Origin of the sequence: Lujinxingia sediminis, from assembly GCF_004005565.1 — a bacterium.
Classification (GTDB): domain Bacteria; phylum Myxococcota_A; class Bradymonadia; order Bradymonadales; family Bradymonadaceae; genus Lujinxingia; species Lujinxingia sediminis.
Map to the genome: position 1 here is coordinate 1 of NZ_SADD01000001.1, position 21140 is coordinate 21140.

At 63.0% G+C, this 21140-nt stretch carries 16 protein-coding genes; 10 read left to right on the forward strand and 6 right to left on the reverse strand.

The genetic code is table 11. The features are described from left to right. The first annotated feature begins 866 nt into the window (after positions 1-866). Complete coding sequence (locus EA187_RS00005) at positions 867-1577, forward strand: hypothetical protein (protein ID WP_115603542.1); 711 nt, start codon at positions 867-869, stop codon at positions 1575-1577. Positions 1578-2039: 462 nt separating this feature from the next. Then, entirely contained in the window at positions 2040-2468 is a 429-nt protein-coding gene (locus tag EA187_RS00010; RefSeq protein WP_164855849.1) for a sporulation protein, read from the forward strand. A 790-nt stretch (positions 2469-3258) separates the two neighbouring features. On the opposite strand, the gene EA187_RS00015 is transcribed toward EA187_RS00010, so the two are convergent. Further along, the gene (locus tag EA187_RS00015; protein ID WP_115603540.1) at positions 3259-4059 is read right to left on the reverse strand and encodes a metallophosphoesterase; all 801 of its coding nucleotides are present in this window, start codon (positions 4057-4059) and stop codon (positions 3259-3261) included. A gap of 231 nt (positions 4060-4290) precedes the next feature. Here EA187_RS00015 and EA187_RS00020 point away from each other — a divergent pair, with 231 nt between their 5' ends. Both EA187_RS00020 and EA187_RS00025 read left to right on the forward strand, forming a co-directional pair. Next, complete coding sequence (locus EA187_RS00020) at positions 4291-5976, forward strand: DNA repair helicase XPB (protein WP_115603539.1); 1686 nt, start codon at positions 4291-4293, stop codon at positions 5974-5976. A 132-nt stretch (positions 5977-6108) separates the two neighbouring features. Further along, a complete protein-coding gene (locus EA187_RS00025) occupies positions 6109-6471 on the forward strand; it encodes a phage holin family protein (protein ID WP_127778756.1) in 363 nt (120 codons plus the stop codon). Between the two features lie 144 nt (positions 6472-6615). Here EA187_RS00025 and EA187_RS00030 read toward each other — a convergent pair whose 3' ends face one another. From EA187_RS00030 to EA187_RS00040, 3 genes are read right to left on the reverse strand one after another with little or no spacing between them, the layout of a single operon-like run. Further along, positions 6616-7203, reverse strand: coding sequence for a hypothetical protein (locus EA187_RS00030; protein ID WP_127778757.1), 588 nt, complete (start codon positions 7201-7203; stop codon positions 6616-6618). Positions 7204-7232: 29 nt separating this feature from the next. Beyond that, complete coding sequence (locus EA187_RS00035; RefSeq protein ID WP_164855850.1) at positions 7233-8111, reverse strand: ATP-grasp domain-containing protein; 879 nt, start codon at positions 8109-8111, stop codon at positions 7233-7235. After that, a complete protein-coding gene (locus tag EA187_RS00040) occupies positions 8108-9436 on the reverse strand; it encodes a serine/threonine-protein kinase (RefSeq protein WP_127778759.1) in 1329 nt (442 codons plus the stop codon). The genes EA187_RS00035 and EA187_RS00040 overlap by 4 nt, the downstream gene beginning before the upstream one ends. A 406-nt stretch (positions 9437-9842) precedes the next feature. Between EA187_RS00040 and EA187_RS00045 the strand changes: the two genes are divergently transcribed. From EA187_RS00045 to EA187_RS00070, 6 genes are all read left to right on the forward strand, one after another. Beyond that, positions 9843-10760 (forward strand): response regulator, encoded by a 918-nt coding sequence (locus EA187_RS00045; protein WP_164855851.1) that lies wholly within the window; start codon positions 9843-9845, stop codon positions 10758-10760. Between the two features lie 260 nt (positions 10761-11020). Continuing rightward, on the forward strand, positions 11021-13822 hold the full coding sequence (locus EA187_RS00050) for a valine--tRNA ligase (protein WP_206524139.1): 2802 nt from the start codon (positions 11021-11023) through the stop codon (positions 13820-13822). A 33-nt stretch (positions 13823-13855) separates the two neighbouring features. Further along, the gene (locus EA187_RS00055) at positions 13856-14617 is read left to right on the forward strand and encodes a M48 family metallopeptidase (protein ID WP_127778761.1); all 762 of its coding nucleotides are present in this window, start codon (positions 13856-13858) and stop codon (positions 14615-14617) included. Positions 14618-14625: 8 nt separating this feature from the next. After that, positions 14626-16347 (forward strand): multiheme c-type cytochrome, encoded by a 1722-nt coding sequence (locus EA187_RS00060; RefSeq protein WP_164855852.1) that lies wholly within the window; start codon positions 14626-14628, stop codon positions 16345-16347. A gap of 201 nt (positions 16348-16548) precedes the next feature. Further along, a complete protein-coding gene (locus EA187_RS00065) occupies positions 16549-16941 on the forward strand; it encodes a hypothetical protein (RefSeq protein ID WP_127778763.1) in 393 nt (130 codons plus the stop codon). Further along, positions 16847-18277, forward strand: a complete 1431-nt coding sequence (locus tag EA187_RS00070; protein ID WP_127778764.1) for a hypothetical protein — start codon at positions 16847-16849, stop codon at positions 18275-18277. The genes EA187_RS00065 and EA187_RS00070 overlap by 95 nt, the downstream gene beginning before the upstream one ends. 27 nt (positions 18278-18304) lie before the next feature. On the opposite strand, the gene EA187_RS00075 is transcribed toward EA187_RS00070, so the two are convergent. Together EA187_RS00075 and EA187_RS00080 are read right to left on the reverse strand one after the other, a co-directional pair. Then, positions 18305-19672 (reverse strand): sigma-54-dependent transcriptional regulator, encoded by a 1368-nt coding sequence (locus tag EA187_RS00075; RefSeq protein ID WP_127778765.1) that lies wholly within the window; start codon positions 19670-19672, stop codon positions 18305-18307. 74 nt (positions 19673-19746) lie between these two features. Then, positions 19747-21072 (reverse strand): sensor histidine kinase, encoded by a 1326-nt coding sequence (locus EA187_RS00080; RefSeq protein ID WP_164855853.1) that lies wholly within the window; start codon positions 21070-21072, stop codon positions 19747-19749. Between the last annotated feature and the right edge of the window lie 68 nt (positions 21073-21140).

The following is a 21140-nucleotide window of genomic DNA, read 5'->3' on the forward strand; positions in this document are numbered from 1 at the left end:
CGACCCCTGGGAGGCGGGACTGGCGGCGAATTACGTGCCCCACAGCTCGGACAGCGCGACCGGGGTCGACGCACTGGCCGGATAAGTCGTTAAATGTTCTTTTCGGCGAAGAGGGCGAAGACGTTGTGCCTGGATTTCAGATGCCGTAGGCCTCTTCAAACATTCCCGAAATCACGCGTATCAGCGAGGCTTCGCTCCTTTAGAAAGCGCTGGCGAGCGTGGACCGCTTACGCGGTTCGGACGATACGCCCGGGAGTGCCGAGTTCGCGCTGAAGACGCGTGGGGGCCTGGCTCTGCCCGGCCTGGCGCGTTGAGGTCGTGTTAGGCGGCCACACACGTGACGTATCACCGGCATCATGCCGACGGGCTGACCTGAGACCGCGCAACATGGATTATCAGACAGCCGTTTCCTCCCATCACACTCCATTCAACGGTGGTCGTGCGTAGTGATTGCCAGGCGTTGCTCACGAGAAACGTCGCGATCCCCGCATGAATACGTGCTTTGAGGCGACCCTCGGTTATTTTGTAGATGACCGACGGTCGTGCTTTGAGGCAACCCTCGGTTGTTTTGTAGATGACCGAGGGTCCTGACTGACGCGAGGGTCCTGACTGACGGTCGGGTTGCGAATTGGATTTCACACGCCCCTCGGTTGCTACGCCTGGGACGGGTTGTCGCGGGGCATTCTACGTCTTCGAGAAAGCCGCTGTTTCTTCGGCTCGAGACTGGCGTCTACGTGAACGCGGTAGCCATGACCGCATACGGGTTGACATTTAGGTGGGTGAGGGGTGACGCAGCCACATGGCCGACACTCGCGCTGCTTGTGGGTTAAGACCGAGACCGGTGGAGATTTGCTGAGGGGGGAAGAATGCGACAGACGCGATGGCTGGCAAGGGGGGGATTTGCGTGTGCGACCGTGCTGGTGTTGGTGGGATGCGGATCCGGGCAAGAAGAGATGGCCCGCCGCGTCTTTGAGAGTCGCGTCGCCCGGGTTTCCGTCAACGTAGAACGCAATGAGGTTCACGTCTTCGGCTCCGACCAGACGAGCGGTGCGGTCATTGATCGATGGACTCAGTCAGGCGACGCCTACCGTGAGCTTGGGGAGGCGCAGGATGGCGATCGCGTTGACGTTGTGGCGAGCTGCGAGCGTAGCGGGGAGTGTCGTGCTCGGTATGACCTGGCGCTGGCAAAGTCGACACTGGTAGATGTGGCGATGCAGCAGGGCAATCTGGGGCTTTACCACCTGGGCTCGGAGGTGCGCGCTACGGTAGGGCAGGGCTCGATCGTGGGCAAACATATTACCGCACGGCACGTGGAGTTAGGGTTGGGCCGAGGACGCATCGATGTGATCATGGCAGACAGGCCCGAGTTGCTGGTAGTGCGCATCGATGAAGGCCGTGTAAACCTTGTCATGCCGCCGGGGCGCTACCGCTGCGAGTTCGATCGTTTCGATGAAGCCATTCATCTCAACGGATTGGACTGCCACGGCCGGATGGCTCAGGGTATCCGTCTGGAGTTGGGCAAGGGCGCATACGTGACCTTTAAGTCCAATGTTAACTACGTCGGGCCCACGCCGTGAAATGTCGTAAGATGTGTCTGGGGTGCCTCTCGGAGACTCCGAGATTGAATGCATGGCCACCTGGCGCTGGCTCAACGGGCGTATGAGCCTTGCGGGGCACCGACTTCGCTTAATCCCGGGGGGGCGGTTACAGTCGTACGGGACAGTTGTCCCTGGGGCATTTTTCGCTGCGGAACAGGTGACCCTGGGTCATTTTTCGGTCGACCGAGGGTCGCTTGAAGGCAGCTCTATGGCATATTGATGCTCGTCGGACGGCCCCTCGGTGTCACATCCGAGCACACCCGTGATGAGCTCCGACCCTGTGAGTACGTACTCGACGCTCTCAGGCCATCCTTCACGTTCGTGCACGCTGCGCCAGGCTTGGAAGCGCTCGACCGGCTGTGCTACCACCTTCGTAGAGATCCTTGGATGATGGTGGCGGTGCTCCGCTGTGGTCGCGCATTCAGAGCGCAGGAGAAAGACGTGGCAAAGATCAAACTCAGTGAGACGCTTCGTTTTCTGGGAACCCGGCTCAACAAAATTACCGGCAGTGATCTGGAGTTCCTGCTCGAAGTGGAAGAGGCACGGGTTCGACCTGGAGAGGCTATTCACGCCGAAGCCCGGGTCCGTTCCCCGGAGTCGGGAGAGCGCGAACTCACTCATATTTCCATCAGCCTCCGTGGGCAGGTCCAACGCGAGGGGCAGTGGCAGGATTATGACCAGCGTGCCGAAGTCGCCCACAACACTCATCTTCCCGGCGGACATGAGTTTGTGGTGCCCATAGAAGTGCTCATTCCTGAAGATGCCGTGCTTAGCGAAGACGGCGCCACCTGGAGCCTTCGTGCGCAGGCCGTGGTCGACCGCAGCGTGGACCCACGAGCCGAAGCAAACTTTGAGGTCGTCGGCGACTAAGCCGCGTGCTTGAGGCATGTTCCCCGGGGGGCATGCTACTTCAGCATGCCGACCTCGCCCGGCGAGAAATGACGCACCCGGGTTCCCGGTCATGCGCGCATTTTTCGGGCGCAACGTCGAATCATGGCATAGTCACGCACGTTTCGTGCGACCCTGGGTCAATCTGGAAGTGACCCTGGCTCAAGGGACAATGCCCCCTGGCGGTTCCGGAGAACCGTGTTTTTGAGGCATCGGTGGGCGCGCTACGCCCACCAGGAGGCACGCGATATCTGTATGCCGACATCGTTCAGAGGATGATGCTTCCGGACGTTTTTTACGACGACGCGTTCGGAACGTAACGTCGGTATAGGGCATAACCAAGCCGATTCATGCAGCCCTGGGTCAATCTGGGAACGACCCTTGGTCAATCAGGAAGGCGACCCTGGGTCAATCTGGGAACGACCCTTGGTCAATCAGGAAGGTGACCCTGGGTCGATCTGGGAACGACCCTGGGTCAACTCTGAGCTCCATCCAGAATGACGCCCGCTCGACTCTGAGGCCGAGTCATTTTATGGCTCTGGATCGGCCCTACGGTCTTCGGCCAGGCACCTTGGGGCTCGTGCACCGCGCCAACCGCATCCCTCCCGACGTGCACTCATCCTGTGAGACCGAAGAAGCCAGCCACGAACGACAAGACCGAAGAAACCAGCTACGAATGAAGCGGTCGCCCCTGGAAGCTGTCGCCTATCATGGGTGGTCGACCCGGGTAGGCCACCCAGGGTCGCTTCCGGTCAAACAAGGGCAGTCGAAGTCATCGGTGATGTACACCCATGGTCTCGGTATGAATCAGCTCCAGGCGCGGGCGGCTGGAGTGTGCCAGCTCAAAGAAGGTCAGCTCCGGTGCCGCTCCGATGCGCCAGGGCCAGGAGGCCGAGCCCAGCCCACGGTTGATGTAGAGGTAGGCCCCGTCGAGAAAATACGCCCCCACGTGGTAGCGCGCCCCTAACTTCTGGGCGATGCGGTGGGTGACCCCGGGGATGTTGAACTGGTAGCCGTGGGTGTGTCCGCTTAAGATCAGGTGCGCACCACGCGCAGCCAGCTCCGGTGCCAGCGAAGGCACGTGATTCAAGGTCAGGCAAAAGGGAGTGCCGTCGATCGCGGAGAACGCCTGGTTGACGTCGGATCGTTGGGTGACATGATCGTCGACGCCCACCAGCTCAATCGGTCCCATCGCGCTTTCTATGATGCGGTTTTCATTGATAAGCAGTGGGATATCAAAGCGAGAAAACGCCTCATGGGCAGTGTCAGTGCAGGTCCAGTGGTCGTGGTTTCCCAACACAGCGTAGGTGGGCGCGTTGAGCCTGGCCAGGGTCTCTACCGCCGGCATCAGATCGTGGCGGCTGTAACCGACGTAATCCCCGGTCAGCGCGACCAGGTCTGGGGACTGGCGGTTCACAAAATCGACGACCTGCGCCATGTGTCTCGGTTTGACCCAGCGGCCCAGATGCACATCGCTGATTTGCGCAATGCGATAGCCCTCTTGCGAGAGGGGGACTTTCGGGTGCCAGAGGCGGTAGCGGTTGATCTCGATCGACTTCAGCGGGTTGATCATCGCGTAAGGCTCATCATGGGGAAGGTCATGCGTCGATTGGGAATGGGTGGGGGGAATGCCACCTCGGGTGGTTCCGTTCGTTTGGCGGTTGTGTTAAGGGCGCGGCGTGCCTAAGTTGCCCGCTGCCCTCCGAGGGCGTTGGCATCTTCTACGGCCCTCAATCTGGCAACAACCCGCCGCTAAACCTGAAGATTTCGCCGCCCGCTCACCCGCTCTTTGCCCCGACGGTCTATGTCGTACGATCCGAATAATCCGCTCATCGTTCAATCCGACCGCACAGTCCTGTTGGAGACGGCGAACGATAAGTTCGAAGAGGCCCGCGACGCGCTCTCCATCTTCGCTGAGCTCGTCAAATCGCCGGAGCATATCCACACCTACCGCGTCTCACCGCTTTCATTGTGGAACGCCGCCGCCCTGGGCTACGAGCCCGAGGGTATCAAGGGGAAGTTGGCCGAGTACAGCAAGTACCCGCTGCCTTCGAACCTCCTGGCCGACATCGACGACTTCATGAGTCGCTACGGACGGCTGAAGCTGGTGGGCGAAGACGATGAACTCTTTCTGGAGAGCGAGGACGATGCGCTCCTCGAAGAGATCAGTCGCCAGCGCACCGTTAAACCCTACCTGCTCGGGCGTGTCAGCCCGACGCGATTCAGGGTCGTCAAAGATCAGCGTGGCGTCATCAAACACGCGCTGATCCGCGTAGGCTATCCGGTTGAAGACCTGGCGGGCTACGTCGAGGGCGAGCCCCTGGAAGTGGCGCTCCGCGAGACGACGGTGGGAGGCAAAGACTTCGGGCTGCGCGACTATCAGCGCGAGGCGGTCGGGGCGTTCTGGGCCGGTGGTACGGTCAAAGGCGGCTCCGGGGCGATCGTGCTTCCCTGTGGCGCCGGCAAGACGATTGTGGCGCTGGGGGCGATGGCGGCGGTTCAGGCGCAGACGCTGATTCTGACGACGAACATCACCGCGTTGCGCCAGTGGCGTGATGAGATCATCGATAAGACCGACATCGATCCGGAGCTGGTCGGGGAGTATTCTGGCGAGGTCAAAGAGATCAAGCCGATCACGATCACGACCTACCAGCTGCTGACCTACCGTCGGAATAAGAACAGTGAATTTGTACACTTCGAGGTGTTCAATCAGGCCAACTGGGGGTTGATCGTCTACGATGAGGTTCACCTCTTGCCGGCGCCGGTCTTCCGCGCGGTGGCCAACCTGCAGAGCCGCCGCCGTCTGGGGCTGACCGCCACGCTGGTCCGCGAAGACGGCAAAGAGGAAGAGGTCTTCAGTCTGATCGGCCCCAAGAAGTACGATGTGCCCTGGCGGGTGCTCGAGAAGAAGGGCTTTATCGCCACGGCCGAGTGTGCCGAGGTGCGGGTGGAGTTTGAGGATGATGACCTGCGCATGGCATACGCACTGGCCGAGCAGCGTCAGAAGTACAAGATCGCCGCGACCAATCCGGCCAAGCTCAAGGTGCTCGATACGCTGTTGGAGAAGCACCGTGGCGAGCAGACCTTGATCATCGGGCAGTACCTCGATCAGCTCGATCAGATCAGCGAGCGCCTGGATGCCCCGATCATCACCGGGCGCACCCCGCAGCCCCAGCGCGAGGTGCTCTACGAGCAGTTCCGCAAGGGGGAGGTGCCGGTGCTGGTGGTGAGTAAGGTGGCCAACTTCGCCGTCGACCTGCCCGACGCCAGTGTGGCCATTCAGGTCTCCGGCACCTTTGGCAGTCGTCAGGAGGAGGCCCAGCGGCTGGGGCGAGTGCTGAGGCCGAAAGAGGGCAACAACGAGGCGCACTTTTATTCGGTGGTGACCCGGGACACCACCGAGCAGGAGTACGCTAACAAGCGCCAGCTCTTTTTGACCGAGCAAGGCTACCGTTACACCATTGAGACCGTGGGATCGGCTCCGGAGTAAGGCGGGGAGGCGCGGGAGAGGGCTTGAAGCGAGCGCTCGGGTGGGCATCTTTGCCTCACCTGGGCGCTTTCGAGTATGTCGGATATTCGAGTCGCGATTCAGGCCACGTACTCGTAGTTGCGGAGGTTTGCGATGGGCATCTTACTCTCCTGGCTGGTCCTGACGATCGCGGTGTGGGTTACCGCGTTACTCTTGCCCGGCTTTCGAATCAAAGGCTTTGGGAGCGCGATCGTTGTCGCGGCGCTCTTCGGTGTCCTCAACTTTTTGTTGGGGTGGCTCTTCTTCACGATCTTCGCCATCGGCACCCTGGGGCTGGCGGTGCTGCTGGCCTTTATCACCCGATGGATCATCAACGCGATCATCTTAAAGATCGTCGACGGGATCACCGATAAGGTCACGATCGACAGCTTCGGCTGGGCGTTAGGGGCCGCGCTGGTCATGTCGGGCGCCGGCTCGTTGGCGGAATGGGGACTTCGAGCAGTCGGGATCGGCTGATATGCGAGAAGGAGTGACAGGCCGCAAAAAGGCCGCTGGCGTTAACGCCGGCGGCCTTTTTGTCTGCGGGGATGTATGAAACGTCCCGCGAGGTGTGGCGCCGCATAACCTCATGGAGGATCGCGCGGTGCCAGCATGGGGCCCTCAGTCGAAAAGATCCGACTGGTAGCCGATGGTCAGGTGGGTAGGGCCCTGGCCTCCATCATCCCAGTTTGCGAAAAGCCGATAGCGATCCGAGGCCATCATCAGAGTACCTCGGCGAGGAAGATCCTCTTCCAGGGGGCCGGCCACCTGGGAGAATCGCGCCCGCACAAGACCCGGGGTCAGACTGCGCGACTTCAACTCCAGGGTGGAGAGGCGGTCGTCATTAAAGGGCCAGAAGCCCCCGCGAATCACCGTCTGGCTGCCATCGTCATTCTCGATCACACATCCGCGAAACGTAGCGTCTTTATGGCGCCAGCCTCCCTCGTACACTTCGAGTTTGCCGCAGATGCGCTCCAGTTCGGCCAGCGCCTCCTCCTGGGGCATGCCCAGGTGGAGGGCTTCAAACTGATCAAAACCCAGGGCACCGCCTCGGGGCACAAAGACCTCGGGCTGGTCTTCGGTGAGTTCGGTGACTTCCTCCTCGCTCAGCGGCGGGGCCAGGCGCGCGTTCTTGCAGCCGGCCATAAGGAGCATCATCGCCGGCAGGAGTGACAGAAAGAGGAGACGAGAGAGCGTGTAAGCATGCATCGTGAACTCGATGGGAGGGGGCGTAAGGCTTAGCTGGAGCTCAGCGCGGTGGTCGCGCGGATGATCTGGCGGGCGATGTCTTTGCCGGTGGCGGCCTCAATGCCTTCCAGGCCGGGGGAGGCATTAACCTCGAGAATCAGAGGTCCGTAGGCGCTCATCAGGAGGTCGACGCCGGCGATCCCCAGACCCAGGGCCTCGGTGGCCCTCAGAGCGATCTCGCGCAGCTCGTCACTTAAGTCAACGGCCTGCGCCGAACCACCGCGATGCAGGTTCGCCCGAAACTCGCCCGGGCCGGCGCGACGCTCCATCGCACCGACAACCTCTCCGGCGACGACGAAGACGCGCAGATCTTTGCCGGCGCTCTCTCCGATGTAACGCTGCAGGAGCACCTCTTCGTTAAGTGACCACAACGTTTCCACCGTGGAGCGAAGCGTCTCGATCGTATCGCAGCGTATCACCCCCACGCCGTGAGAGCCCTTGATGAGTTTGATGATGATCGGCAGCCCGCCGAGCTGGTCGACGGTCTCGTCGAGACGCTCCGCGTCGTAGAGACTCACCGTCGGCGGCACGGGAAGGCCGGCAATGGCGAGATGTTGTATCGAGCGGAGCTTGTCGCGACAGCGCTCGATTGCTGCGCTGGTATTGAGTGTGACCACGCCTCGCGCCTGTAAAAGATCGAGAAGTACCAGCCCGGCGCGTGTCTGCGAGGCCCCGAAACGTGGGATGGCGGCGTCGAACCCCTCCATGCGCAGCCCGTCGGTGCTGATCAGAGTGCCCTTGAGGTCGACCCCGGTGGTGCAACGGCGCGGGTGTAAGAATCGCACGTCATGGCCGGCCTTTCGGGCGGCCTCCCAGAGGCGACGCGTGGAGTAGAGATTTCGGTTGGTGGAGATTAACGCCAGCTTCACAGCGGGCCTCCCGAGCTCAGGGCGAAAAAGATCGCCAGCACAATCAGAAAAGTCAGCAGTGCCACAGAGATAAATGTCATGGGCCCAAACCCCTGCTCCCGCGCCGCCGGAGGCGGCGACGGGCCTGGAGAGGGGGGGGCGAGCTGAGCCCGGGGTGTTTCAGCCCGCTGGCGCCGCTCGGCCAGCGCGGCGTAGTCGATATCGAGCGACTCCCACTGGTTGGTCTCAGCGATCTCCTCCGGGTCCAGCTCCGGCGGTAGGGATGTGGCCGTCGGCAGGGGAGACGCTCCGGGCTCGGCGCTGGCCGCCCGCTCTAAGGACGCGCGGAGCGCGTCATCGGAGAAGAGTGTGTGGGCGGGTGCCTCCAGCGAGCGCGTGAGAAGATCGTCTTCGGCCAACTCCAGCGCCGGCTCCAGGGTAATGGAAGCCTCGTCGGGAAGCATCGCATTCAGGGAGCCAAAGGCCTCCGCCAGCGCATCAAGCGCCTCTTCACAGCTTTGAAAGCGACGCGAGGGGGACTTCTCCAGCGCCTTCTCAAGCCAGGGACGCCAGATGTCTGGCGCGGCAGAAAGATCGAAAGGCCGGGGAAAGACAAGCTCCTGCATCAAGGCATTGCGCGTCGCCCCCTTGACGAGCGCCTCACCGGTGAGCGCCTCAAAGAGGACCAGTCCCACGCAGAAGATATCCGCGCTGGGCTCGAGCGGATCGCCAACCATCATCTCGGGGGCGGCATAGCGGGAGGTGCCCACAAAACTGTTGACGCGGGTCTTCACCAGTGTGACGCCCTCGTCGGGCTCGGCGTTGAGGATGTTCGAGCCCTTGGCAATGCCAAAATCCACCAGCTTGACGTGATCGTCGCCCCGCTCATCCTTTCCGATGAGGATGTTTTCGGGTTTGAGATCGCGGTGCAGAATGCCCACGGTATGCGCACCATCCAGGGCGCTTAAGAGCTGGGTGCCGACGCGCAGCACGCGCTCCGAGGACAGCGGCCCCTGCGCGGCGATCAGGGCGTTAAGCCCCTGACCCTCGACGCGTTCCATGACCAGAAACTCGCCAAAGGTCGGGTCGTGGACGACTTCAAACACCCTGACGATATGAGGGTGATCGATTGCGCGTAAAAACTCCGCCTCCTGACGCATGCGCACCACCGCTCTGGGGTCGTTGGCGGTGGCTTCATGATGCAGAATCTTCAGCGCGACCTGACGGGGGCCGTGGCTGTCGCGCGCAGCGTAGACCTCGCCATAACCACCTGCGCCCAGACGAGCTTCGATGGCGAAGCGATCGGCAAGGATCGCGCCGGGACTCAGTGATTGAGGGGGTGTCATCGCAGACCGGGCGATAGAGCGACAGGGACGAAGACGGCAAAATGGGGGCGTCCACGCCCCCGGCTTACCTTCATGTATGATGGCTTTGGCGGCCGACCCTTTCAAGCTCGATTATGCACTGCGTCAACGCGTCATGACGCCAGCGTCGCGGCGTCGTACCGGGCGCGCGGGCGCGGGTTCTGGCCGCCTTGACCCCTTACGCCGGTGCGTGTTAGCGATCAGAGCGGTAGATTTACCCCCTGTACCGCAGGTCGTCCGCCTCGCGCAGGCCCCCGATGTCGGGATGGCGGCGTCAAAAGAGTCCTGGTCCACAGCTCTTTACTGGCGTCTCCCTTATGACCGTAGTAAGAAAGAAGCTGGTCCGGGCGAAAGTCCGCGAGTTTTCAGCGTCCTGGAAGGAGATTGCATGAGCCAGACGGTCCTCGTCGCCGATGACAGCCGCACGATCCGTAAAGTGGTCCAGATGGCGCTCAAAGCCTCGACCTACGACGTCGTCGGTGTCGGGAGCGCGCGCGAAGCCGTGGAGGCGGCGCAGCAGCGTCCCTCGGTGATCTTGCTCGATTACTACATGCCCGATGGCAGCGGCTACGACGTCTGTCGCGCGCTCAAGAATAACGCGGCGACCAGCGCCATCCCGGTGATTATGCTCGGCGGTGCCTACAAGAGCTTCGACGCCCAGATGGCCCGAGACTGCGGCGCATCGCAGGTGGTGATGAAGCCCTTTAAGACCGATGACCTGATCAAGGCCATCGATCAGGCGGTCAGCCAGCCAGCTGAAGCACCTGCGCTCCCGCCGGCTCCGGTCGCGGCACCGCAACCTCCCCAGACTCCGGCGCGCCCCTTTGCGCAACCCGACGCCACGCCCATGCCTCCGGCCGCTCCGCAGCGCCAGCCGATGAACACCGGAAGCCAGCCGCGTATCCCCTCGGCTACGCCGCCGCGCACGCCCTCCGGCAGTCAGCCGCGCATCCCCTCCGGGAGCCAGCCGCGCATCGCCACGCCTGACGTCAATGCGTCCTCCCGCCAGCCCTCGCCGGCGACCACTCCGATGCCGGGTGCAGCGTCTGGCTCGGGGGTGAGTCCGCTCCCGATGGGACGCGCCGAGATTGAGAACTTCATTCGCGAAGAGGTCAAAAACGCGGTGCGCGATGAGCTCCCCGGCCTCTTGCGAAACGTCATGGGTGAGGTCTTCCAGCAGAAGGTGCTCCCGAAGCTCCTTCAGCACAGCGATGACAAGATCCAGGAAACCCTCGACGCCCAGCTCTCCGAGCGGATCTCCCGCCAGGTACGCATGGAGCTCGAGCGACTGCTCAGCGAGGAGTAAGGCAGGCGACTGCCGCTTCTGGTGACGCATTTGGCCCGAGGCTTGAGAGAGCCTCGGGCCTTTTTTTTGCACCGCGTCCTGGCGCCGCCGCCTGACCGGAAGTCGCCTTCTCCGGCCAACGTCTCTCTCCCCGCAGAACCCGCCGGGTGAAACTCTCGCCGCTCTCCCTTGCTGGACGCCCGGGCTGCGACTAAGAAGAGAACGCCAAGAATCGCTCGATGTTAATGTGAACGAATTTCCACAGCCAGTGAGTGCGCTTCATGAAAGTCGATGAGACCTACGACCCGACCCGGGTGGAATCCGACTGGTACGAGTTCTGGACCGAAAAGGGCTTCTTCAAGGCCGACGCCCACAGCGAGAAGCCGCCCTACACGATCATGATTCCGCCGCCCAACGTCACCGGAAGCCTGCACATGGGTCATGCCCTCTTTGTGACGCTGCAGGATCTGCTGATCCGCTGGAAGCGTATGCAGGGCTACGAGGCACTGTGGTTGCCCGGAACCGACCACGCTGGCATCGCCACCCAGGTCATGGTCGAGCGCCAGCTCGCCAGCGAGGGCACCGACCGTCATGCGCTCGGTCGTGAGGCGTTCATCGAGCGGGTCTGGGAGTGGAAGCGTGAGCATGGCGGTCGCATCATCGACCAGCTCAAGCATATGGGCGCCTCCTGCGACTGGGAGCGTGAGCGCTTTACCCTTGATGAGGGCTTGAGCAAGGCGGTGCGTGAGGCCTTTGTGACCCTCTTTGAAGAGGACCTGATCTACCGCGCAGAACGCATGGTCGACTGGGACCCGGTCGGCCAGACGGTGCTTTCGGATCTTGAGGTCGACCGCGAGGAGGAGCCCGGCAAGTTCTGGTACATGCGCTACCCGCTGGCCGACGGCTCCGGGCACATCGTGGTGGGCACCACGCGCCCCGAGACGATGCTCGGGGATAGCGCGGTGGCCGTGCACCCCGACGATGAACGCTACGCCTCGATGATCGGCAAGATGATCGATCTTCCTATCGTCGGTCGACAGATCCCGATCATCGCCGATACCGAACTTCCCGACCCCGAGAAGGGCACCGGCGCCGTCAAGGTCACCCCGGCCCACGATCCCAACGACTTCGAGTGCGGAAAGCGCCACGATCTGGAGCTGATTCAGGTCATCGGCTTCGACGCGACGATGATCGCGCCGGCCCCGGAAGACTTCGTGGGACTGGATCGCTATGAGGCCCGCAAGCTCGTCATTAAGCGTTTTGAGGAGCTCGGCCTGCTGGAGAAGATCGAAGATCGCCCCTTTGCCCCCGGCCGAAGCTCGCGCACCGGCGTGATCGTCGAGCCGCTCCCGATGTTGCAGTGGTTCGTCAAAGGCAAGCCCCTGGCCGACCCGGCGATTGAGGCCGTGGAGAACGGTCAGACCGAGATCATCCCGGAGGTCTGGAAGAAGACCTACGACCACTTCATGTACAACATCCGTGACTGGTGCATCAGCCGCCAGCTGTGGTGGGGCCACCAGATTCCGGCCTGGTACTGTCAGGAGTGTGACGAAGTCATTGTCACCCGCGAAGATCCCACCGCCTGCACCGCCTGCGGCAGCACCGACATCAAGCGCGATGAAGACGTGCTCGATACCTGGTTCTCAAGCGCCCTGTGGCCCTTCTCGACCCTGGGCTGGCCGGAGAAGACCCCGGAGCTTGAGAAGTTCTACACCACCCAGGTGCTCGAGACGGGCTTCGACATCCTTTTCTTCTGGGTGGCCCGCATGATGATGATGGGCATTCACTTCATGGGTGAGGTGCCCTTTGAGAAGGTCTTTTTGCACGCGATGGTGCGCGACGCCGAAGGGCGCAAGATGTCGAAGACCAGCGGCAACGTCATCGACCCGCTGCATATGATCTACGGGGCAAAGGCCGAGGAGCTTGACCCGACCATTCACGCCGAGCTCTTGCGTCAGTACCCCGAAGGGGTCGACCCGCAGGGGGCAGACGCGCTGCGCTTTACGCTTGCGATCTATGCGGCGCAGGGCCGCGATGTGAAACTTGATATCAAGCGCATCGAGGGCTACCGCGCCTTCCTCAACAAGCTGTGGAACGGGGCGCGTTTTGCCCTGATGAACCTCAAAGACTTTGAGCCCGCCGCCTACACCACCTTCGATGGGGACTGGCAGCAGGGCGAGCCTCCCTTTGACCTCTCGGCGATCTCCACCGCGGATAAGTGGATTCTTGCGCGCCTCAACGACACCATCGAAGCGGTGGAGAGCGCGCTGGAGGGCTTCCGCTTCAATGAGGCCGCCCAGGAGCTCTACCACTTCGTCTGGGGGGCCTTCTGCGACTGGTACATCGAACTGATCAAGCCCACATTGTATGAGGACGGTGAGGAGTTTGCCGCGCGGGGTAACGCCACGCGCGGGGTGCTTTTGTATACGCTCGATGTGATCCTGCGCCTGATGCACCCGATCGCCCCCTACATCACCGAGGACATCTGGCAGTCGTTGCCGCGCGGTGAAGGTGGCCCCGAGAGCGTGATGGTGAGCACCTGGCCCAAAGCGCGCCCGGAGCTTGCCTTCGCCGATGAGCGGGCCTCCATGGAGACGCTCATCGAGCTCATCACCGCCATCCGCGCCATCCGCGGTGAGACCAACGTCAAGCCCGGGCAGACCATCGAAGAGGTCTTCTTTGTGACGGAAGATCCCGCCCAGGCTCGCATCATCGAGGCCGGTGCGGCCTACATCCAGCGCCAGGCTCGCGTCGATGCCGTCAGCGTGATTGGCCGCGAGCAGGGCGACGCGATCAGCGCTGCAGCTACCGCGGTGGCCGCCGGCGTCGATATCCGCATCCCGCTTGCCGGGCTGATCGATATCGAGGAAGAGCGCGCTCGCATCTCCAAAGAGCTCGATCGGGTGCGCGATGACATCGGGTTTGTCTCCAAAAAGCTCGGTAACGAGAAGTTCGTCGCCAAAGCGCCGGAAGCCATCGTCGCGAAAGAACGCGAAAAGTTGGCGGCATATCAGGAAGAACTGGCGACGTTAGAGAAGAGCCTGGCCGAGATCGAGGCGTTGGCTGCCTCCAACAAGGCCTGAGTTCACCCCGGAGCAAGCACGTGCGAGTCAGGGATGTCGCAGCAAAATCTATGGAAGGATAAAAAAGGTGGTCGGCCCCGACGCGGGCAGCTCGTGCTTGGCGAGCTGCCCGCCGGGTTGCGCCTCTCGGTACCGGAGGCGCAGGCGCTGCATAAGGCGCTGGAAGACCACCTGGGCGCGGTGGTGCTCGTGCTCACCGACAACCGCCGCCGTATGGTCAGCGCGCGCCGTATTGGCACGCGCATCGAACTTCGCGCCCACCATATGTTCGTGGGCTGTGAGGCGGAGGTCATCGAAGCGCTGGCCCGTCTGGCCCTTCGCGCCGAGGAGCTCGATGAGGCTCGGGCTACCATCCGCGATTATATCGCGCGAAACCGCGACACCATCCGCTTTGATGTCGACGAGGATCAACTGCAGGCTCGCGGTCAAATCCATGACCTTCAGGCGATGCTCGATCGCTGGCGAGCGCGTTTTCCTGTCGAAGAACTCGCTGATATCGTCATCACCTGGGGGCGCTATGGCCGGGGCCGGCGTTCGATTCGCTTTGGTAGCTTCGACTTCGATCGCCGCCTGATCCGCATTCACCCGGTGCTCGACCAGCCCTGGGTGCCGGATTATTTTGTGGAGTTCGTGGTGTATCATGAGCTGCTCCACGCGCTTTTTCCGCCCCGTCAGACGGCGACCCGGCGCGTGGTGCACACCCCGCGCTTTCGCGAGATGGAGGCGCGTTTTCCGCGCTACGCCGAGGCCATGGCCTGGGAACAACATAACCTGCCCCGACTTATGGACCGATGATGGTGACGATGGCATTCCCCGCTCGATGGACGCTCTGCGCGCTCCTCTCAACCACCGCGTTGCTGCTCAGCGCCTGTGAGCGCGAGCCCACCCCGGACGATAAGGCAACGTCGGAGGTGCAGGCCGAAGTCCCCGAGGATGAGACCATCACCGAGAAGGACGATCCGGTGGAGCTTATCGAGCCCTCCGATCTGGGGCCGAAGGCGCCGGCGATCTACTTTACCACCGGACTCAAAGGCTACACCGAGCCCTGCGGTTGCACGGCCGATGTGTTGCTCGGAGGCATCGATCGCATCACCGCTTTCGTGAGCGACTCACGCGCGTTGCACCCCGAGGCGTTGATGATCGACGGCGGCGACTGGCTCCTGGAGTATGACACGATCGAGCCTCATATGGAGCCCCAGGAGCGCGCGAAGGCCGATGTGCTCGCTGCCGCACATAAATCGATGGGCACGCTCTTCTCGGTGCCCGGCTCCCGCGACCTGGCCCTGGGGGTGGACTTCTACCTGGAGAAGATGAACCAGGCCGGCATGATGCCGCTCTCGGCCAACCTCCAGCTGCAGGAGACAACGCCGAAGGCCACTCACATCGCTGAGTTGGGTGCATGGAAGGTGGGCTTTATCGGGCTGACCCAGCCGGCGCTGGTGGAGACGATCGAGCAGGTTGAAGCGCGTGACGAAGAAGTGGCGCTGCGCGAGGCCCTGGGCCAACTTCCCGACGTCGACGCCACGGTGCTCGTATACCAGGGTTCGCCCGATCGAGCTGAAGAACTGGCTGCGCTCGCGGGTATCGATTTTGTGATTCAGGGGCATGATCCCGAAAAGCGCGTCGACGCGGTGGCGCTCGACGGGGACACCTTCTTGCTTGAAGCCTACGACCAGGGACGCTACGTGGGCCGCCTCAAGCTCTATGGGTTGGAGGCGGAAGGTGCGTTTGAAGACGCCCGCTCGGTCAGTGCCGAAGAGCGCGAGGCGCTGCGAACTCAGATCGAGCATGTGGAGGGCAACATCAGCTTGCTCGACGTGCGCACCGGCGGGGAGGAGACTCCGCTTCGCAAACGTCTTCAGGAGCGGGTCGACGGGCTCAAAGAAGAGCTTGCTCGTCTGGAGCGTCAGGGATTTGAGATTCCCGAGCAGGGGCGGGCGTTCCTCTTTGAACTCGTGGATATGGAGCCGGGCTACCGCCTGGACGACGCCATCGAGAAGGCCCGCGAGGACTACAACGCCGATCTGGCGCGTCTCAACGCCGACGTGGAACGGGAGGTCGTCCCGGTGGAAGAGGGGCAGCCTTTCTACATCGGTACCGCTCAGTGTGCGACCTGCCACGTGCAGGCTCATGAGTTCTGGAAAGGCACCGATCATGCCGCGGCGGTGGCCACGCTGGAGGAGCGCAATAAGGCGTTTGACCAGAGCTGCATCGGTTGCCACGTGGTCGGCTGGGAAGAGCCCGGAGGCAGCGTGCTCGGAAAGATCACTTACGAGGCGGAGCTGGGCGGCACGACCTTTACCAAAGATCTTAATAACGTCGGCTGCGAGAGCTGCCACGGCCCTGGCTCCCAGCATCGCCTTCAGCCTCTGGATGCCAGCGGGACGCCTCAGCATATTTTGCGCAAGCCTACCGAAGAGGCCTGCGCGAGCTGCCATGTTGAGGAGCACTCCCCTGGCTTTGATTTCGGCGTCTACGTGCGTCAGATCACCGGCGAAGGCCATAGCTATTCGGGAGCCCCCTGAGGGACGGGAAAACGCTTGCGACGCCCCCTTTATTGTGGGACTTTTTGAGGGTGTGAATGAGGTCTACGGCGACCCCCGGCTGAGCCTGACGTCCACCGGCGCTGCCCATGTTGCCGGTGCGTATGCGGCCTGCCAGTGCACGTGATCTGGGAGCCCGGTACGCAGCCCGCGGCTCAACCCCCGCCCGGGATGGGGACGGCCATGCTCAAGCAACTTTTTAAACGTTTTCGGCACACCGGCGAACTGTCGCGGGATATCGATCATCCGCATCTGCAGCAGATGGCCGAGCAACTCGACGGAGGCTCGTACCTGGATCTTCTCCTGGATGAGGTGCGTCCGCGAGTGCGCGCGCGCCTGGAGCTGTATCCCCAGAGCGATCCGGTGCTTGAGATCGCCGCGGCGGCGCTCATGGCGATGTTTCCCACGCGTTTTGAGGCGTTGGAGGGGCCGCTCAGCGACGGCTCTACCCCCAGGCACACGCCCCCCCCCCCCGCCGGAGATGACCCTTCCGCCCATTCCCGTAGGCGGGCCGCCTGCGCCCCCGGTTCCCGGGGCCGCTTCGACCGCGAGCGACGAAGAGTCCGAGGCCTTTGAGACGCTCGACGAGAGCTCGGTGGTGGGCGAGGTCTGCCTCGATGCGGAGGAGGACTCGGAGGCCTTTGAGACGCTCGATGAGAGTTCGGTGGTGGGCGAGGTCGTTCTTGGGGAGGAGGACGCCATTGCGCCGACGGGCCTCGATGAGACCGGGGAGGTGGCCGTCGTCTCCTCCAACGCGGATGCGCCCGCGGGCTTTGTCAGCGCGCTGGATGACACCGCGGAGTTCGAGGTGCCGCAGGTGCGCGCTCAGCCCGGTGTAAGTTGGCCGGTGCACCTGGATGAGCCCGAGATGTTGCACGGGGCGCGGGTGCTTCTGGCGGTGCTCCTCGACAACGATCGTCTTCCACTTTCCTGCCAACTCGACGTGGCAGAGCTGCTGGTCGCCGCCGACCTCTGGACCCAGATCGTGGCGCAGGCGCGCGGCGTGGAGCAGCGTGTCGATCCGCTGGCACGGCTGGTCGAGCAGAAGTTCGCTGCCGGAAGTTTCGGCCAGGTGAAGTTGCTCCTGCAGCTCTTTCCGGCCAACGCGGAGACGAGGATCTCCAACGATCGTCAGATCTTTTACGAGGATATGATCCTGCGCATGGGCATCCGCCGTCGGCAGGCGCTCCGTGCCGAGGTGGTCGATGTGCTCAAGGCGGAGCTCTCGGCCGAGCGGTTGCGCGAGGATGTGCATGCGCCGGCGATCTTTGCGACGTTGCAGGAGCGTGCAGGCATTGCGATGCACCTCTACACCCGGGAGCCCTCCGAGGTGGAGCCCTGGCGTCAGGTGGCGCAGAAGGTGGAGCTGACCCGGGGACGCGCCTATCTGATGGGGATGATCCCGCCGCGGCGCTGGAGGGCGGTGAGCGAGCGAAGCGAGCGCCCGCTCTTGCGCTTGCTCAACGAGCACCTGGTCAAGCCGATGGCCCGCGACCATATCATCCAGCATCTTAAGGCCACCTACTTTGTGCTGCGCGCTGTGGGCGATACGGGGCTTGAGCCCTACCTGGATGACTTCTTCACCTTCTCCAGCGAGGTCTGCGGGGTCGACGCGGAGCGCTTTATGCCCGAGATCTACCGGCGCACTCTGGGTAACGCCGAGAGCATCGGCGGGATCTTTTTAGACATCTACGCCCGTCATTATCAGGACGTTGTCGAGGCGCGTCTCGACTCCCTGGATGACGCCGCCATCATCCGGGCGTACGATCAGGCGATGGGAGCGCTCGCCAGCTGCGACGTCGCCGAGCAGGCACCCGGGGAGTTTAACCTGGGTGGCTTTGTGCTCGACCAGCACCTGAACCTCAAGCTCTCTAATCCGGCGTTTGGCTTCAAGCTCTACCGTCTTGCCTGAGCAGGAAAGTGTAATGATTTCAGTGGCTTAGGTGTCGATGGCGTAGTCTTTGAGCTTGTAGAGCAGGGCGCGGTGGCTGATCTCCAGCAGGCGCGCCGCGGCGCTTCGGTTTCCTTCGGTGCGCGCAAGCGCCCGGGTGATGAGGACGCGCTCAAGCTCGGCGGAGAGTTTTTTGATGGAGAGCTCGTCGCTGCTGAGCACGGCTTGCAGCGGGCTCTGGGCCTGCCGCAGCTGGGGAGGAAGATCCTCCAGGGTGATCTGCTCCGAGACGCTCATCACCACGCCGCGCTCCATGGCGTTGTAGAGCTCGCGCACGTTGCCCGGCCAGGCGTAGCGGGTGAGCACCTCCAGAGCCTGGGCTTCAACCCCGCGCACTGAAGTTCCCTGGCGCTGGTTCTGCTCCTCGATGAAGTGACGCACCAGCAGGGGGATATCGTCGGGGCGCTCTCGCAACGCCGGCAGCCGCAGCGCGATGACGTTGATGCGGTAGAAGAGATCTTCGCGAAAGAGCCCCTCGTCGACGCGTTTTGCCATATCGTGCAGGGAGGCGGCGACAATCCTCACATCGATCGGCACGCTCTTTGTGTCGCCCACACGTCGCACCTCGCCCTCCTGGAGCACGCGCAGAAGTTTCACCTGTAAGGGGAGGGGCAGCTCGGCGATCTCGTCGAGAAAGAGCGTCCCGCCGCTGGCCGCCAGAAAAAGCCCCTCGTGATCGCTGCTGGCATCGGTGAAGGCGCCGCGCACATGGCCAAAAAGTTCACTTTCGAGGAGGGCCTCGGGGATCGCACCGCAATTGATTGCCACAAAGGGCCCCTCACTGCGCGGGGAGAGTTCGTGAATGGCGCGCGCGGCGAGCTCTTTACCGGTGCCCGACTCCCCGGTGAGCAGCACCGTGGACTTGAAGGTGGCCACGCGCTCCAGGGTGGCGAAGACCTGTTGCATGGGCTCGGACTGGCCAATGAGACGACCCAACCCCTTCTGGTTGGTGACCCGGGCGCGCAACTCCTCGTTTTCGCGACGCAGCCGCAGCCGCTCCCTGGCCTTGGCCAGGGTGAGCACGATCTCGTCACGCGTAAAAGGCTTGTCGATATAGTCGTAGGCGCCGCGCTTGAGTGCCTCGATGGCCAGCTCACGGTTTCCAAACGCGCTCATGACGATGACCATCGTCTCGATCTGGCGGCTGCGCAACTCGTCGAGCAGTTCCAGTCCGCCCATCCTCGGCATGCGCACATCGCATAAGACCACGTCGTAGCGGTTGGCGATGAGCTCCTTGAGGCCATCTTCGCCGTGTTCGACCGCGCGCAGCGTGCAGCCTTCTTTGCGCAGCGTCATTGAGAGCATGTGTCGGATGCTCTCTTCATCGTCGATGATCAGAACGCGCAGCTCATTCATGGGCGAGGCTCGGTGGGCGTTGGAGTCGTTGGGTGAGATGTGGCTGAAACGATAGGGCTGGCATGGCGAGACGGTCAATCCCCGGCCGGCTGAAGTCGAAGTTGGAAGTGGGCACCGCTGATGTGGCCGTCCAGCAGGCGTTGGCCCAGGGTTAATGTGCCACCGACGCGCTCAGCCAGACGCAGCGCGATAGCAAGCCCCAGCCCCGTGCCCTCGCCGGGCTCTCGGGTGGAGAAGAAGGGCTCAAAGATGCGCTCGCGAAGTTCTGGCGGGATGCCCGGGCCGTTGTCGAGGATATCGATGCACAGTGCGTCGTCGGTGTGGTGAAGCTCGACCTGAAGGTGAGGCTCGGCGATGTCGGCCTGGCGCATGGCATCAAGGGCGTTGAGGAGCAGGTTAACTACGATCTGGCTGAGCTCCCCGGGGACGGCGTAGGCCGGTCGAAGCGGGTCGGGCGCGTGCAGCTTGAGTGTGCAGTGACGGCCGCCGCGGCTTAGGCGTGCGAGCTCAAGCGCCTCCTCGATGATCGGTCGAAGCGCCACGGCCTCGGGTTCGGCGTGAGGGTCGGGGCGGCTGTAGTCGAGGAGCTGGCGGATGATCCCGCGCATACGCGAGAGCTGGGATTGGGTGCGCGCGACGACCTCGGCGGCGCTTTCCTCGTCGAGGTCGCGATCGCCCAGAAGATCGACATAGCCCATCACCGCGGCCAGCGGGTTGCCGATCTCGTGCGCCACACCGGCGGCAAGCTGGCCGATACCGGCGAGCTTCTCGGAGCGGATAAGGGAGCTCTGGGTCTGGCGAAGTTCGAGGTGAGCGCGCTCCAGCGCATCAACGCGCTCCTGGAGTTCGGCGCGCTGGGCGTCAAGTGTTTGCAGCATCTGATTGAAACTTCGACCGACCTCCCCGAACTCATTGCGAGGCAGCACTTTGATAGGGCTCGCCAGATCGCCGCCGGCGGCCCGCCGCGTCGCCACGCCAATGGCGCGCAAGGGGCGCATCACCACAAAGGAAAAGAAGGCATAGCCGACCAGCATGGTAAAAAGCAGCGTCAGCCCCAGGTAGAGGAGCAGGGCGCGCTGGCCGGCGTCGGCGCGCGCCTGTGCCTCGGTGGTATCGAGCACCACCCACACGCCCGATACTTCGGCAAAGAGCGCCGGACGTCCGGCGTAACGCCCGAAGCTCGGGGTGGTTGTCGGAGCCCCGTCGGGGGCGACATCACCGGCGAAGAGCACGTCGGATTGGTTGCCAAGCGCGACCAGGGCGGGCGTACGCTCACGTGGCGCGATCTGCGAGAGGGTGCGGGCGTGGCGGGTGGCCTCGGCGATGAGCTGTTGGCGAGCCGCCGTGGTGTGCAGCTGCTCCACGCCCACAGCCACCAGCGCCAGAGTTGCAACCAACACAGCAAGAAGCCCGAGGGAGAGGCGCGCTCGAAGCCCCCCCCAACGTCGCGCCTCACCGCGTCTGGTAT